Origin of the sequence: Herbaspirillum sp. VT-16-41 (assembly GCF_001994935.1) — a bacterium.
GTDB classification, from domain to species: Bacteria; Pseudomonadota; Gammaproteobacteria; order Burkholderiales; family Burkholderiaceae_D; genus Herbaspirillum; species Herbaspirillum frisingense.
In genome coordinates, this window is the sequence record NZ_MUXB01000111.1 from 54820 (window position 1) to 69501 (window position 14682).

The 14682-nt window shown below is 64.9% G+C and carries 11 protein-coding genes; 4 read left to right on the forward strand and 7 right to left on the reverse strand.

Annotated elements, in window-relative coordinates; genetic code table 11:
• Window positions 1-238 precede the first annotated feature (238 nt).
• From BTM36_RS14880 to BTM36_RS14895, 4 genes are all read right to left on the reverse strand, one after another.
• Entirely contained in the window at window positions 239-1597 is a 1359-nt protein-coding gene (locus BTM36_RS14880) for an MFS transporter (RefSeq protein WP_139347163.1), read from the reverse strand.
• A gap of 61 nt (window positions 1598-1658) precedes the next feature.
• Window positions 1659-1874, reverse strand: coding sequence for a DUF2783 domain-containing protein (locus BTM36_RS14885; RefSeq protein WP_006461893.1), 216 nt, complete (start codon window positions 1872-1874; stop codon window positions 1659-1661).
• A 72-nt stretch (window positions 1875-1946) separates the two neighbouring features.
• Entirely contained in the window at window positions 1947-3737 is a 1791-nt protein-coding gene (locus BTM36_RS14890) for an FAD-dependent oxidoreductase (RefSeq protein WP_077236914.1), read from the reverse strand.
• A 23-nt stretch (window positions 3738-3760) separates the two neighbouring features.
• Window positions 3761-4720: an MBL fold metallo-hydrolase gene (locus tag BTM36_RS14895; protein ID WP_077236915.1), complete on the reverse strand. Its 960-nt coding sequence runs from the start codon at window positions 4718-4720 to the stop codon at window positions 3761-3763.
• Between the two features lie 366 nt (window positions 4721-5086).
• Here BTM36_RS14895 and BTM36_RS14900 point away from each other — a divergent pair, with 366 nt between their 5' ends.
• Window positions 5087-5872 (forward strand): IclR family transcriptional regulator, encoded by a 786-nt coding sequence (locus tag BTM36_RS14900; protein ID WP_077236916.1) that lies wholly within the window; start codon window positions 5087-5089, stop codon window positions 5870-5872.
• Window positions 5869-6738, forward strand: a complete 870-nt coding sequence (locus BTM36_RS14905) for an IclR family transcriptional regulator (protein WP_077236917.1) — start codon at window positions 5869-5871, stop codon at window positions 6736-6738. Before BTM36_RS14900 ends, BTM36_RS14905 begins: the two co-directional genes overlap by 4 nt.
• Before the next feature lie 12 nt (window positions 6739-6750).
• Here BTM36_RS14905 and BTM36_RS14910 read toward each other — a convergent pair whose 3' ends face one another.
• A complete protein-coding gene (locus BTM36_RS14910) occupies window positions 6751-9678 on the reverse strand; it encodes a PAS domain-containing protein (RefSeq protein WP_077236918.1) in 2928 nt (975 codons plus the stop codon).
• Between the two features lie 330 nt (window positions 9679-10008).
• Between BTM36_RS14910 and BTM36_RS14915 the strand changes: the two genes are divergently transcribed.
• The gene (locus BTM36_RS14915) at window positions 10009-11946 is read left to right on the forward strand and encodes a bifunctional diguanylate cyclase/phosphodiesterase (protein ID WP_077236919.1); all 1938 of its coding nucleotides are present in this window, start codon (window positions 10009-10011) and stop codon (window positions 11944-11946) included.
• 15 nt (window positions 11947-11961) lie between these two features.
• Here the strand turns inward: BTM36_RS14915 and BTM36_RS14920 are convergent, their stop codons facing one another.
• Entirely contained in the window at window positions 11962-12330 is a 369-nt protein-coding gene (locus tag BTM36_RS14920; RefSeq protein ID WP_077236920.1) for a hypothetical protein, read from the reverse strand.
• Window positions 12331-12416: 86 nt separating this feature from the next.
• Window positions 12417-13313, reverse strand: coding sequence for a manganese catalase family protein (locus BTM36_RS14925; RefSeq protein ID WP_077236921.1), 897 nt, complete (start codon window positions 13311-13313; stop codon window positions 12417-12419).
• A gap of 429 nt (window positions 13314-13742) precedes the next feature.
• On the opposite strand from BTM36_RS14925, the gene BTM36_RS14930 reads away from it, so the two are divergent.
• Window positions 13743-14681 carry a ZIP family metal transporter gene (locus tag BTM36_RS14930; protein ID WP_254427015.1) on the forward strand — a complete coding sequence of 313 codons (939 nt, stop codon included), beginning with the start codon at window positions 13743-13745 and terminating at the stop codon, window positions 14679-14681.
• Window position 14682: the final 1 nt, after the last annotated feature.

A 14682-nucleotide genomic window follows, 5' to 3' on the forward strand; every position in this document is an offset into this window, starting at 1 on the left:
GCTGCAAGGAGTGGTCGGGTTCGCGGATGCCGGTCGTGCGCGATCAGATTCGATCAAACGCCCCCAGGACGGGCGGCGCCACTTTAGCAAAGGAGTCTGACAGTTTCTTGACCAGCTTGCCAACGATCGTGCAAATGCTCACATGCACAAACGACAACCGGCGCCGGAGCAATCAGCCCCGGCGCCGGTTCCTGCCACATCTTCCGATGACTTCCGTCAGGCGATATCGGCCCGCACCTCAAGCCGGCTCTGCGGCTGCCGGCTTTCTCGGAATCAGGCTCCACATCGTCAATCCGCTGAGCAACAGCAAGCCCGCCAGGATATAGAGGGCGATATCCATGTTGCCGGTGCGGGTCTTGACCAGGCCGATCAGCCAGGGGCTGACGATGCCGCTGGTGATGCCCACGCTGGAGATGAAGGCAATGCCCGGGGCGATGGCCTGGGCCGGCAACAGGCCCGGGGGCAACGACCAGAAGATCGGCAGGGCCGCGAAGATCAGGACCGCCGCCAGCGACAGCAGCGCCAGCGAGACCGCCAGGCTGGACGGATGCAGTGTCAGCGCCACCAGTGCCAGCGCGCCGCCGGTGGTGCAGATCAGGAAGTGGCCGTGCCGCTCGTTGCGCCGGTCCGAGTGGCGCGCGATCAACAGCAGGCCGACCGCGCCGATGGCATTGGGAATCACGCTGTAGAGCGAGACCTGCACCACGTCCTTGATGCCGAAGTCGCGGATCATCAGTGGCATCCAGAAGTTCAGCGTCAGCGAGCCGCAGGTCAGGGCGAAGTAGATGAAGGCGAACAGGTAGGTCGGCGGGTGCGCCAGCGCCTGCCGCAATGCCAGCAGCGAATGGGCACTGACGTGCTGGCCGCGATGCACTTCCTGGCTGTGCCGGGCCAGCAGGAAGCGGCGTTCTTCCACACTGAGCCAGGCCGCCTGCGCCGGGCCGTCGGCCAGCCAGAAGATGGCTAGCAGCCCCAGCACCACCGCCGGTGCCCCCTCGATGGCAAACATCCACTGCCAGCCATACAGGCCCATGACGCCAGCCATGTCGCGCATGATCCAGCCCGAGACCAGCCCGCCCAGTACCCCGGCCACCGCCACTCCGGCAAAGAAGATCGCCATCACCGCCGCACGTCGCCGCGCCGGGAACCAGTAGCTCAGATACAGCACGATGCCCGGGAAGAAGCCGGCCTCGAACACGCCCAGCAGGAAGCGCAGCGCATAGAAGTGGCTGGCATCGGTGACCGCCATCATGCCCACCGAGGCCAGCCCCCACAGGATCATGATGCGGCTGAAGGTGCGCCGTGCGCCGAAGCGCGCCAGCGCCATGTTGCTGGGGACTTCGCACAGCACGTAGCCGACGTAGAACACGGCCGCGCCCAGGCCATACATGGCGTCGCTGAAGCCCAGGTCCTGTTTCATCTGCAATTGCGCGAAGCCGATGTTGATGCGGTCCAGGAAGGAAACGACATAGCAGATGAACAGGAAGGGAATGATGCGTAGCCAGACCTTGCGGTAGACGGCATCTTCGGTGCTGCCGCCGAGGTCGTCAGCGGGCTGGGCGGCCAGCGTGCCGGCGCCCTGGGATGGGTGGATCATGGTTGTCTCCGTTGTCAGGCGCCTGTGCCGGCGCTCTTGGGGATGTGGAAGGGGTGACTGCTCAGGCTGCCGCGACGGTGGCCGGGGTCACGCTGGCGCGGGCGCGCTGCATGGCTTCCAGCAGTACGTCGTGGCCGCCGATGTGATTGCACAACAGCAGGATCAGGCGGGCATTGACGGCCTGGCTGGCATCGTCATCCAGGTCACGGTGCATGGCGATCAGGGCTTCATAGAAATCGTCCGGTCGCGCCAGGTTGGGCGAGGTATTCAGGATCATGGTGGTCTCCTTGGTCGATGTAGGCTCGGGGTTGGGATCAAAGGTCTCGGGGGGATCGGGGGTTATGGACTCTCAGGCGGCATCCTTGACGGCGATGGCATCGCCGCTGCCGGCATGGCCGGTCGCCCGCCACAGGGCCTGCAGGATGACGAGCACATCGATGTCACGCCAGCGCGCGCAGACATGCTGGTCGGGGCGGATCAGGTAGCAGCCGGGCGCGCTGGCATGCGCGGGCATGTCGTAGCGCCGGGCGGCCAGACCTTCGATGTCGTGGACCTGGGTGGCCGGCGCGCCCATGCCTTCAAGGATCTGGCAATCCGATAGCGTGGCCGGTGTTGCGCTGACGAACAACAAGCGCAGCGGCAGTCGGGCCTGCGTCATGCCGGCCAGTTCCTGCAACTGTGAAGGCGCCAGGCTGGCAGCAGGGGCGAAGATCATCAACACGAAGCTGTCGCCCAGATGCCGCAACAGCCAGTCGCGGCCGTCGTTGCTGTCGGTAGCATTGGTGCCACCCAGCGGCGCATCACAGCAGGCTGCCCCGGGCTGCATGCCGGCGCTGAAGGATGCGTGGTCACTGGTGTTGAGCGGCGAGGCGTGCAGCGTGGCCGGCAGCGACAGCCGGCCGCTGTTGACCAGCCTGCGCGCAAAGTCGTGTTCCCGCGCCAGGTCCAGCACGGCGTCTCGGAAGCGCCGGCTCACACCGCTCTTGGGCGTGATGAAATCGGTGGAGCGGGTGGAATTGAGCAGGTTCTCATCGGCCGCGAATTCACGTTCGTCGGCATAGCTGTCCAGCAGGCTTTCCGGCGCCTGGCCCTGCAGCACGCAGGCCAGCTTCCAGGCCAGGTTCTCGGCATCCTGGATGCCGCTGTTGGCACCGCGCGCGCCGAAGGGCGAGACGCAATGCGCGGCGTCGCCCACGAACAGCACGCGGCCATGGCGAAAGCGCGCCATGCGCACGCAGGCAAAGGTGTAGACGCTCACCCATTCCAGCGAGAACTGCACCTCCGGCCCCAGCAGGGCACGCACCCGGGGGATCACTTTTTCCGGCGTCTTCTCCAGCACCGGATCGGCATCCCAGCCGAGCTGGAAGTCGATACGCCAGACCTCATCCGGCTGGCGGTGCAGCAATACCGACTGGTTGGGATGGAAGGGCGGGTCGAACCAGAACCAGCGTTCGGCCGGGAAGGGCGCGTCCATCCGGACGTCGGCGATCAGGAAGCGGTCGCGGAAGGTGTGGCCCACGCTCTCCAGGCCCATCATCCTGCGCAATGGGCTGCGTGCGCCATCGGCGGCCACCACGTAGCGCGCCTTGAGGCGGTAGCTGCCCTCGGGGCTGTCCACGGTCAGCGTTTCGTGGTCGGCATGGTGTTCGATGGCGCTGACCTTGCTGCTCCAGCGGATGTCGATGTCGGGCAGGGCCTGTGCCTGTTCCAGCAGATAGCCCTCGACGTAATACTGCTGCAGGTTGATGAAGGCCGGGCGGGCGTGGCCGCGTTCGGGCAGCAGGTCGAACTCATAGACCGGTTGGTCGCGCAGGAAGACCTTGCCGCGATTCCAGCCCACGCCCTTGTCTACCATGCGCTGGCCGCAGCCGAGGCGGTCGAAGATGTCCAGCGTGCGCTGGGCGAAGCAGATCGCCCTTGAACCGGTGGAGAGCGTATTGTCGTCGTCCACCAGCACCACCTTGATGCCCTGGCGAGCCAGATCGATTGCGGTGACCAGGCCGACCGGGCCGGCTCCCACGACCACCACCGGATGGATAGGAGCATGGCCGGGCCGGGTCTGTTCGGCGCAGGGTTGATAGGGGAAGCGTTGTTGCTGGTAGTCGATGGCCACAGTGTCGAGGCTAGGGATATTGTTCATGTCGGTCTCCTCTCTCCCTTTGCTCAGGCCTGCAGCGCCGTCCACATCTCCTTGTCGCGCGCGGCGGTCCAGATGCGCGGGTGATGGATGCCGGAGGCTTCGTCATAGGCCCGCGTGACATCGAAGGGCAGGCAGTGCTCGTAGATGAAGACCTGGGCGAACTTGGGGTCCATCAGCGTGCGGGCATGGGCCATGGCTTCCTTCAGGCCCATCTTCGCGGCCACTGCCTCGCGCCCGGCGCGCAGCAGGGTGGAGACGAAGTCGCGGGTATAGGCGATGCCCTGCTCGACCTGTTCACGCCCGCGCAGTGCGGGGCCGCGTCCTGGTACCAGTGCCTCGGCCTGTAGCGCCGAGAGGGCATCGAGGGTGGCCGGCCATTGTTCCAGCTGGGCGTCGCCGCAATAGCAGGCGGCGTCGTACTCCACCAGGTCGCCCGAGAACAACACCTTCTGCCCGGGAATCCAGACCACCGTATCGCCCTTGGTATGGCCCGCGCCCAGGTGGGCGATCTTCACTTCCAGCTTGCCCATGAAGAGGGTCATCTCGCGTTCGAACACCATGGTCGGCCAGGTCAGGCCGGGTACCGTCTCTACCCCGGCGAACAGGCGCGGGAAGCGTTCGATCTCGGACTTCATGTCGGCCTCGCCGCGTTCGGAGATCATTTCGAAGGTGCCGCGGCTGGCGATGACCTGCTCGCAACCTTCCTTCAGATAGGCCGACGCGCCCAGCACCCGCACCGCGTGGTAGTGCGACAGCACCACGTACTTGATGGGCAGGTCGGTGATGCTGCGGATGCGGGCGATCAGGTCCTGCGCCATGGCCGGCGTGGCGGTGGTGTCGATGACCATGACGCTGTCGTCGCCGATGATGACGCCGGAGTTGGGATCGCCCTCGGCGGTGTACGCGTAGGCGCTTTCCGAGATGCGTTCAAAGGTGATTTTCTTGGCGTCAAGATCCGCCTGGGATGCAAATGCCTTGGCCATGTCTGCCTCGTTCAAATAGGTGGGACGTGCATGGACATGGCTTGCGCCATCAGGGGATGTCTCCGTCCACGCCGTCATGGGTCAATGGGGGTCAAACGTTCTTGTTGTTGCCTGGAGTGAGCAGGGTGATGGCATCTTAGTCAGCAGAATATGATTAGTCAATGTCAAATCTGCTTGTTATGCACTAACGACAGTTTTGTTTGCTCGTCGACATCCCGCGTTCTTGCCATGGCGACATGGATTAGAATTCCGACCTGGCGCAGGGTGGCGTGGGCGCTGATGTCTCGTGCCACTTGGGCCTGCCTGCCACTGTGCCCATATGCTTTTTCAGTGTTCGATTTTCTCCATGACCCAACGGAATCCCCGATGAGTGCAAGCCCCATCAAGCCCCAGCGCGGCATCCAGAGCGTGGAAGTGGCCGGTCGGCTGTTGCAGGCCCTGGCCCAGACCCGCCAGCCCATGCCGCTGGTTGAACTGGCGAGCGCGGCTGCGCTGTCGTCGGCACAAGCCCACACCTATCTGGTCAGCCTGTTGCGGCTCGGCTTGATCAAGCGCACCCCGGCAGATGGTCGTTACGAGGCCGGCCCGCTGGCGCTGCGTCTGGGCATGGCGCGCCTGGCGCAGGAGCCGGCCTACCAGCTGGCCTTGCCGCAGGTGCAGCAACTGAGCGAAGACACCGGCCTGAGCGTGGCGCTCACCCTGCCTACGCCGGAAGGCCCGACCATCGTCCATTACGCCCATGCCGGTAAGCCGCTGCACGTGAACCTGCATGTGGGGACCGTGATGGCGCTGGCCGATACCGCCACCGGCCGCACCTGCTGCGCCTTCCGGCCGGTGACCGCATGGCAGGCGCAATGGGAGGCCCAGCATCCCGGCGCGCCCAGGTCGCAATTGAAGCAATTCCTTGAAACGCTGGATGCCATCCGCAAGCGCGGTATGGAACGCGCCGTCGATGTCCCCAGTCCGGGCGTGACCAGCCTGTGCATGCCCTTGCTGGATGCGGCCGGCCAATTGCAGCTGCTGGTGACCGTGATCGGCACAAGCGGCGTCATCGATGCCGGCTGGCGCGGTGCCGTGGCGCGTCAGTTGCGCATCTGCATCGAGGCCATCGGTCACACGCTGGCCGGTGTCGGCGGGGAGTCCACCGCATGACGCGCCTGCACGACATGCCCGATGAAGCTGATGAAGCCGATGACGGCGCCAAAGCGCAGGCGCAGCGCGGCATCCAGTCGCTGGACAGCACCGGCGCCCTGCTGGAAGCCCTGCTGGAAGCGGCCCGTCCGCTGCCACTGGGCGACCTGGCGCGACTGGCCGGCATGCCCGCGGCCAAGGCCTTCCCGCATCTGGTGAGCCTGCAGAAGATCGGCCTGCTGGCGCGTGATGCCCAGGGCAATTTCTCCCCCGGGCCATTGAGTCTGGAACTGGGACTGGCGGCCCTGCAGCGCCTCTCACCGCTGCGCGAGGCCGAGGCCGAAGTGGCGCCGCTGGCCGAGGCGACCGGCCTGTCGGTGGCGCTGGCGGTATTCGGCCCGCTGGGGCCGACCGTGGTGCGGCTGGAAGAATCCTCGCGCCCGCAGCACGTCAGCCTGCGTATCGGTACCGTGCTGTCGATGGTGCATACCGCCATCGGTCGCGTCTGCGCAGCCCATCAGCCGGCCGACACGCTGGCCGGAGCGCTGGCGATGGATGCGATCCGCATGGAAGGCGTGCAGGCCGACACCGTCCTCCATGGCGACGGCGCACTGCGTCATGACTACGCAGCGCGCCTGCGCCAGATCCGGGCGGACGGCATGGACCAGGCACTGGGGCGCCCGGTGCCGGGCATCAATACACTGGCCGCACCGGTCTTCAACCATGCCGGCCAACTGGCGCTGGTGATGGCGGTGATGGGCAGCAGCGGCAGCTACGATACGGACTTTGCAGGCGAAGTGGGGCAACTGCTGGCGGCCTCGGCGCGCCGGGTGTCGTGGCGCCTGGGTGCGATCGACACCGGAGCAGGGGCGGTGCCCGGCCGTTGAAGCCGGCAGCTTTCAGGAGCTGGTGCTGCGGTTTTCCAGGATGGCCTCGACCCGTCGTGCCAGCGTTTCCAGCTTGAACGGCTTGGTCAGCAACTGCATGCCCGGCTGCAGATGGCCGTTGCCGAAGGCCGCATTTTCCGCATAACCGGTGATGAACAGCACCTGCAGGCCAGGGCGTGCTTCCCGCGCCGCATCGGCCACCTGGCGACCGTTGAGACCGCCCGGCAAGCCGACGTCGGTGATCAGCAGGTCGATGCGGGCCGATGACTGCAGGATACGCAGTGCCGCCGGACCATCCTCGGCCTGCAGCGTGGCATAGCCGGCGTCATTGAGGACTTCGGCCGTGAGCATGCGGATCGAGGCCTCGTCATCCACCACCAGCACCACCTCGCCACTGCCTGCGGCCTGGTGCGCCTCGCTGGTCTCAGGCTCTTCGCCCTCGGCTTCCAGATCATGGCGCGGCAGGTAGAGTGAGACCGTGCTGCCCTGGCCCACTTCCGAGTACAGACGCACCTGCCCGCCCGACTGGCGCGCAAAGCCATACACCATCGACAGCCCCAGGCCGGTACCCTCGCCGATGGGTTTGGTGGTGAAGAAGGGATCGAAAGCCCGCGCCAGCACATCCGGCGGCATGCCGGTTCCGGTGTCGGTCACCGAGATGCAGACATACTGGCCCGGCGGCAGGTCACGTTCCTGCGCCCATTTGTCCTCCAGCCACTTGTTGGCAGTCTCGATGGTCAGGCGTCCACCGCCGGGCATGGCGTCGCGTGCATTGATGCACAGGTTCAGCAGCGCGCTTTCCAGTTGTGGGCCATCGACGAAGGTCGGCCATAGACCGACTGCGCCGACCACTTCCAGCGTGATGGCCGGGCCGATGGTGCGGCGGATCAGGTCTTCCATCCCCGCCACCAGGGTATTGACGTTGGTGGGCCGTGGCGCCAGCGTCTGCCGACGCGCGAACGCCAGCAAGCGTTGCGTCAGCGAAGCGGCGCGTTGTGCGCTGCGCGCCGCCAGGTCGATGTAGCGGAACAATTCATCACCACGCCCCTGCACCAGGCGCACGCGCATCAGGTCCAGGCTGCCGGTGATGCCACCCAGCAGGTTGTTGAAATCGTGGGCCAGGCCGCCAGTAAGCTGCCCGATGGCCTCGATCTTCTGCGAGTGGCGCAGCGCCTCCTCGGTCGCCATCAGTTCCTGGGTACGAGCGCTGACCTGGGCTTCCAGCGATTCATTGATTTCGCGCAGGCGTGCCTCGCTGGCCGCCAGGGCCTGCTGGTTGTGGATGCGTTCGAAGGCGGCGCGGGTCTGCTGGCTGACTTCCCGCACGATGGCCAGTTCGTTGTCGGTCCAGGTGCGCGGCGCATGACTGCTGACGTAGACGATGCCCACCAGCTCGCCCTGTTCGATGATGGGAACATCCATGAAGGCTGCCACCCCCAGCGCCAGGTGCTGCTGCGCGATGGCGGCGGTGCGCGCGTCGCGGGCGACGTCACCCACCAGCACCACGCTGCCGCTGCGCAGGGCGCGGCTGATGCGCTGCTGGTCATGCAGGGCCAGTGCCTCGCAATTGTCGGCACTTCCCTGGAAGCACCAGTCGCCTTCGACCTGGGCTTGCTGTTGCGGCCCCAACGAACGGTAGCTGACCCAGCGGGCGCTGAGCGTCTCTCCGATGATGTGGGCGGCAGCCGTAGCGATGACCGCCGGTGATTCGGCAGCGCGGATCGCTTCGGCCAGGCGGAACAGCGCATGCTGGCGGGCTTCGCTGTTCTTGCGGTCGGTGACGTCGCGGGTGGTGCCGGCCACGGCCTCGACTTCGCCATCCGGACCCAGCACGGGGAAGATGATGTAGTCGTAGATGCGGCGTCCGAAGGTGCCGTTGAAGGGCACATCGCCGCGCACCGGGCGCTTGGTGGCGCGCACCTGCTCGATCTCGCGGCTGTGCATCTCGGCATGCCATGGCTCGTAGCCCAGCTCCAGGCAGGTCTTGCCGATGGCCTCGTCCCAGCTCTTGCCCCACATCTGCAACAGCACCCGGTTGGCGTAGGTGAAGCGGTGATTCAGGTCCCAGGCATAGGCCAGGTCGGGCGTGGTGGACAGGAAGCTTTCGTAGAAGCGCCGACGTCGTTCGGAATCATCGGTCAGGCGCGCCAGTTCGGCCACCGCTTCCTTCTGCGCGTGGATATCGGTGGAGGTGCCATACCAGTGCAGGATGGTCGTACCGTCAGCGGCCAGCTGCGGCTTGCCGCGTGTGAGGAACCAGCGATACTGGCCCTGCGCATTGCCGATGCGGTGTTCCACCGACAGTTCGCAGCAGGTATGACGGGCGTGCTGCCAGGCCTGCGCGGTCAGTACGCGATCATCGGGATGGACGTGGCGTGCCACCAGCGCATCGAAGCTGCCCAGGCTGTCCTCGGCCGCCGTGTCGCCGACATGGGCGTGCCACTGGTCATTGACGAATTCCAGATCGCCCAGGGCATTGGTGATCCATACGATCTGCGGGATGGCGCTGGTCATCAGCTGGAAGCGGGTCTCGCTCTCATGCAGGCGGCGCTCGGATTGTTGCTGCTGTTGCTGCTGTTGCTGGCGGGCACCGGCGCGCAGGCTCACCGACAGGCCCTGCGTGCCGGCACTGCAGATCACTTCGTAGGATTGCGCCTGGCCCGGTGGGGTGAACAGGAATTGCCGGCTCTGGCCATCGGCCAGGCTGGCGCGCAATGGTGCTTCCAGTGCGCTGCCCACCAGCGCCGGGCAGACCTGCCAGATCAACTGCCCCGTCACCGTCCCTGCCGACACCGCCAGCAATGTCATGGCGGCTTCGTCCATGAAGACCACCCGCCACTGCGCGTCGACCGCCAGAAACGCCGCCGGCACGGCGACCGACGGTACCGGCGATCGGGCGATGGGGGGCTGTGGAGCGGCATGGGAGGGGAGCATGGACATGGCACACCTTGATTTCTGGTTACGCCAGATTGTAGATGAGCCTTTGGCCGGACGATGTAGGACAACCCCGCAACTTGCAGCTCGACGCTGGTGCCGGGATAACTTGCGCTGCTGCATGGATGACGGCACCAGGACGCGGCAACAGGCTTTCCTGCGGGTATTGTTGTAAGCCGGAAAGCCGCACGGTATCAGGCATTTCCTGATCTTGGCGGTGACCGGTCGCGGCTATAATAGCTGACCGAATGACAACATAACGATGGCCGCCATCTCGCTACCCATTCCGCCCGCTGTGCGGGCTGATGCGCACGATGACACGGCACGGGGTACAGGATGGCTCCCTCCGCATTGATGAGCATGGTGCGCCGCTATTGGCGCGTGAACTACGATCAGCCGGAACTGCTGATCGCGCAGTACCGGGCCTTCTCCGGGAAGATGCCCATGATGTACCTGATCCTGCTGATCAACAGCTGGGCGCTGGCCTATACCTATCTGGATCTGGCACCGCACTGGCTGGGGCTTTATTTCCCGGCCCTGCTGACGGTGCTGTGCGCCACCCGGCTGAGCTTCTGGTGGCGTGGCCGCCACGTCGACCCGACACCGGGCATGGCCGCTCGGGCGCTCAAACGTACCAATTTCCTGGCGGCTCCCATCGCCCTGGGCTTTTCCTTGTGGTCGGTGATGCTGTTCCCCTACGGCGACAGCTATGCCCAGGCGCATGTGGCGTTCTACATGGGCATCACTGTCATCTGCTGCATCTTCTGCCTGATGTATCTGCGTTCGGCGGCGCTGTCGGTGGCCCTGATCGTCAACGGCATCTTCACCGTCTTTTTCATCTCCACCCATGTACCCGTGTTCGTGGCGGCGGCCCTCAACGTGGTGCTGGTGACCATAGGCATGCTGGCCATCGTCAACAGCCACTACAACGATTTCACCCGCCTCATCGACGCCCAGGTCAAGACCGCATTGCTGAGCGACGAAAACCTGCGCCTGGCCAATCTGGATTCACTCACCGACATCCCCAACCGCCGCAAGTTCTTCTCCCAGCTGGACCACATCTGTAGCCGCGCCACCGCCTCCGGCCAGCGTTTCGCGGTGGTCATCCTGGACCTCGACGGCTTCAAGGCGGTCAACGATCTGTACGGCCATACCCATGGTGACCAGTTGTTGAGGGAGGTGGGGCAACGCCTCTGGGCGCTGTGCCAGGACGAGCGTTTCCACCTGGCGCGCCTGGGCGGCGACGAATTCGCCGTCATCATCGATGACGACCTCGGCGACGCCGCCCTGCAGGCCTTCGGCACGCGCATCTGCGCCGCCTTGCGCCGGCCTTTCATGCTCTACAAGGCCACCGTGCAGATTGCAGCCTCGGTAGGCGTGGCCACCTTTCCGGACATGGCGGTCGATGCCACCTCCCTCTACGAGCATGCGGACTATGCGCTCTACCAGGGCAAGCGCGAGCGACGCGGCACCATCACGCTGTTCTCCGAGCGCGACAAGGCACAGATCCAGCGCAACGCCAATATCGAACAGGCCTTGCGGCTGGCTGATTTCGAGCGCGAGCTGTCGGTGTTCTTCCAACCCATCGTACGCCTGGATGATTGCCAGCCCATCGGCTTCGAAGCCCTTGCACGCTGGCACAGCGCCACCAAGGGCTCCGTTGCGCCGATCGAATTCATTCCCGCTGCCGAGCGCATGGGCATCATCAACCAGCTGAGCGTGATTCTGCTGAAGAAGGCATTGCAGGCGGCTGCAACGTGGCCGCCGTCGCTGCGCCTGTCGTTCAACCTGTCGGCCAACGACATCAACACCAGCGAGGGGATGGCCGAGATCGTCAAGGTCATCACCAGTTCAGGTTTCAGCCCCTCGCGCCTGGACCTGGAAATCACCGAGACCGCCGTGCTGCAGGACCTGGAGAAATCGCGCCAGCTGGTCTCAGCCCTGCGCGAGCTCGGCTGTGGCATCACCCTGGATGACTTCGGTACCGGCTATGCCAGCCTCAGTCACCTGCATGCCCTGCCGCTGACCCGCATCAAGATCGACAAGAGCTTCGTGGCCGATATCGAACACAACGAAGTCAGCTACAAGATCGTCAAGTCCTTGCTGGCGCTGACCCACGACATGGAGCTGGCCTGCGTGGTGGAGGGGGTGGAAACCCCGCAGCATCTGCAACGCCTGCGCGAACTGGGTGCCACGCACGGCCAGGGCTACCTGTTCGCCATGCCGCTGGCCAGCGATCAGGTCCAGGCCTGGTTGCAGTCGCAGGCGACCTAGTCGCCTGTCAGGGAATCAGTGCAGGGCATCGAAGTCCATGCCGCTGGCGCGATAGACTTCACGCAAGGCATTGAGCAGATGCGGGTCCTCGGTGGTCACCAGCAGCAGCGCTTCGCAGGACCAGAACACTTCCTGCCGGCCGGCACCCACATTGGGATCATCCCGGTTGCTGAGCATGTCCATCCAGCTGCTATCGAAGTGGACATCAGTCTCCTTGTACTCAAGGATGAAGTTGCCGCTGGAGGGCCCAGCCTCATCATCCATCACCCGTAGCTCCATCTGTTGCGGCGTCACGCCCCGATCGCGCAGGGCATCATAGGCGCGCTGCGCCATCGTCAGGCTGGGGAAGGGAAAGACTGCCACGGTCGGCTGTACGCTAGTCATGGAATATCCTCTTTGCAGACGAAACTGCCTCGCACCCGGCAGCCGGCCGGTGCGAGGCAGATCGTCATGAAGTAGAAAGTCAGTCCTCAGGGACGCTTGGCCTTCAAGTCAGCATCGGCAGAACCGATTTCAGCCCCGGTCAGCGGCTCGCCATCCTGCGCGGATGCGGTACGCGCCGCCAGTTGATCCAGCACGGCCTGATCGTCGTCGCTCAGTTCCACGCTCGCCTGTCCGTCGCCACCGTCGACCGGCGTGAGGGCGTCGGCGCCATCGAGTCGCTCCCACTGCTCGCCATCGTTCCACGGTCCGGTCTGCTCACCCAAGCCCTGCGAAAGATTGACGTAGACCTTGGAGAAGCGCGGATCGCCAGGCAGCTTTCCGGGCGGGAAGTTTGGGCGAATGGAATAGAGCGCCTTTTCAAAGGATTTCTGGTGCGCGATTTCACGCGTCATCAGGAAGCCCAGCGCTTCCTTCACGCCTGGATCATCGGTCAGATTGATGAGCCGTTCATAGACGATCTTGGCCCGTGCTTCGGCCGCGATGTTGGAACGCAGGTCGGCCGTAGGTTCGCCGATGGTGTCCACATAAGCGGACGTCCAAGGTACCCCGGCCGAATTGACCAGCGGCGCGCCGGCGCCATACAACACCTGGGTGATGTGGCTGTCGTTACCGGCCCCGGTGATCTCCTTGTAGAGCGTCCCTTCTTCTTCCACGCCTTCGGCCAGCTTGCCCTTGGCGCCCTTGTTGAGCATCACCACGATATTGCCGATCACTTCGAGGTGGCTCAGTTCTTCGGTGGCGATGTCGAAGAGCATGTCCTTGCGGCCGGGATCATCCTCGGCGATGGCCTGGGTGAAGTAGCGGCAGGCAGCGGCGAGTTCGCCTTGCGGGCCGCCGAACTGTTCCAGCATCAGGTTGGCCAGCCCGGGATTTGGGCCGGCAACGCGTACGGTGTATTGCAGTCGTTTGTTGTGGGCAAACATGGTGAGGGTCTCTTTGGCGGTTTCAGGGTCGAAGCGAGGGTTGAAAACAAAGCGCACGAACTTGGTCGGTCAACCGGAGGCCGGATGGCGCGATTGACAGAACCTTGATTCTAAAAGCGAGGTGCTCAGCCATACCATCGGCGGGAGGGGAAAACATGCGGTGATCGGTCACGCCGACCGGTGTCGGACATCCTTAGCGCAACAGCAGCGCCCAGGCTGATCAGCCAGAATTTTCAGGCTGGCGTCGGACGAGCACAGCGCCCCGATTCAGTGTTCGTCCGATGGGGAGGATCGTGCGCACCCGATAGACTTCCCTGATCGTGACGCACTGGCCATGTCGCGTCACCTCCTGATCACCATGACCTCAGGCAGTCAGCTCATCCCGCCGCAGGACCGGCATCCTCGCATTACGGAAACAGAAGGACATGCATGCTCAAGAAAGTGGAGTATTCCCTGACCCCCGCGCCTGATCCTCAGGCAGCGCTGCAGTCAGAGTCGCCTGCGTCATGCGACCTGCCCGCGCAGCCACAACCCATGCGCCTGAGCTGGCCGTTGGTGATGGTGGGCGTCATCGTGGTGGCCGGTGCCCTGGGCTGGTGGAGCGCACGGGATGAGCGCGTCTGGCTTGCGTATTGCGGTGGCATGGCTGCCGCCGCTGCAACCGCTGCCGGCACCTTGCCACTGCTTTTCTCGCGCCGCTTTTCTGCCCGTGTGGCGGACTGCTGCACCGGATTCGGTGCCGGTGTCATGCTGGCAGCGTCGGTGTTTTCGCTGATCCTGCCCGCCATGCAAGCGCTGGAGCAGGGTGGGGTGGGCAAGTCCACCGGCAGCCTGGTGATCGGTGCCAGCGTGTTGGCCGGCGCCGTGCTGGTGCTGGCACTGCAACGAGCCGGGCAGGGACATGACGAGTTGACGCGGCAGGCGGCGCTGCGTCGGGTGTGGGTGTTCATGCTCACCGTCGGGCTGCACAACCTGCCGGAAGGTCTGGCGGTTGGCGTGGCCTACGGTGGTGTCGCGCCGGAGCAGGCGTCAGTGCTGACCTTCGGCATTGCACTCCAGGATATTCCGGAGGGCATGATCGTTGCGACCGCCCTGCGCGGCATTGGTTATTCCCGCGCCGACGCCATCGGTTGCGGCATCCTCTCGGGGCTGGTGGAACCGCTCGCGGCGGTCGCTGGCGCGGCGGTGGTGGCCTGGTCCTCGGTAATGCTGCCCTGGGCGTTGGGCGGCGCGGCAGGGGCCATGCTGTTCGTCCTGGCGCATGAGGTGATTCCCGATCCGCATCGACGTCATGATGCCTTGCCGGCGACCTGCTGCCTGCTCGTCGGTTTCGTGCTGATGATGGTGATGGACACCGCTCTTTCCTGAA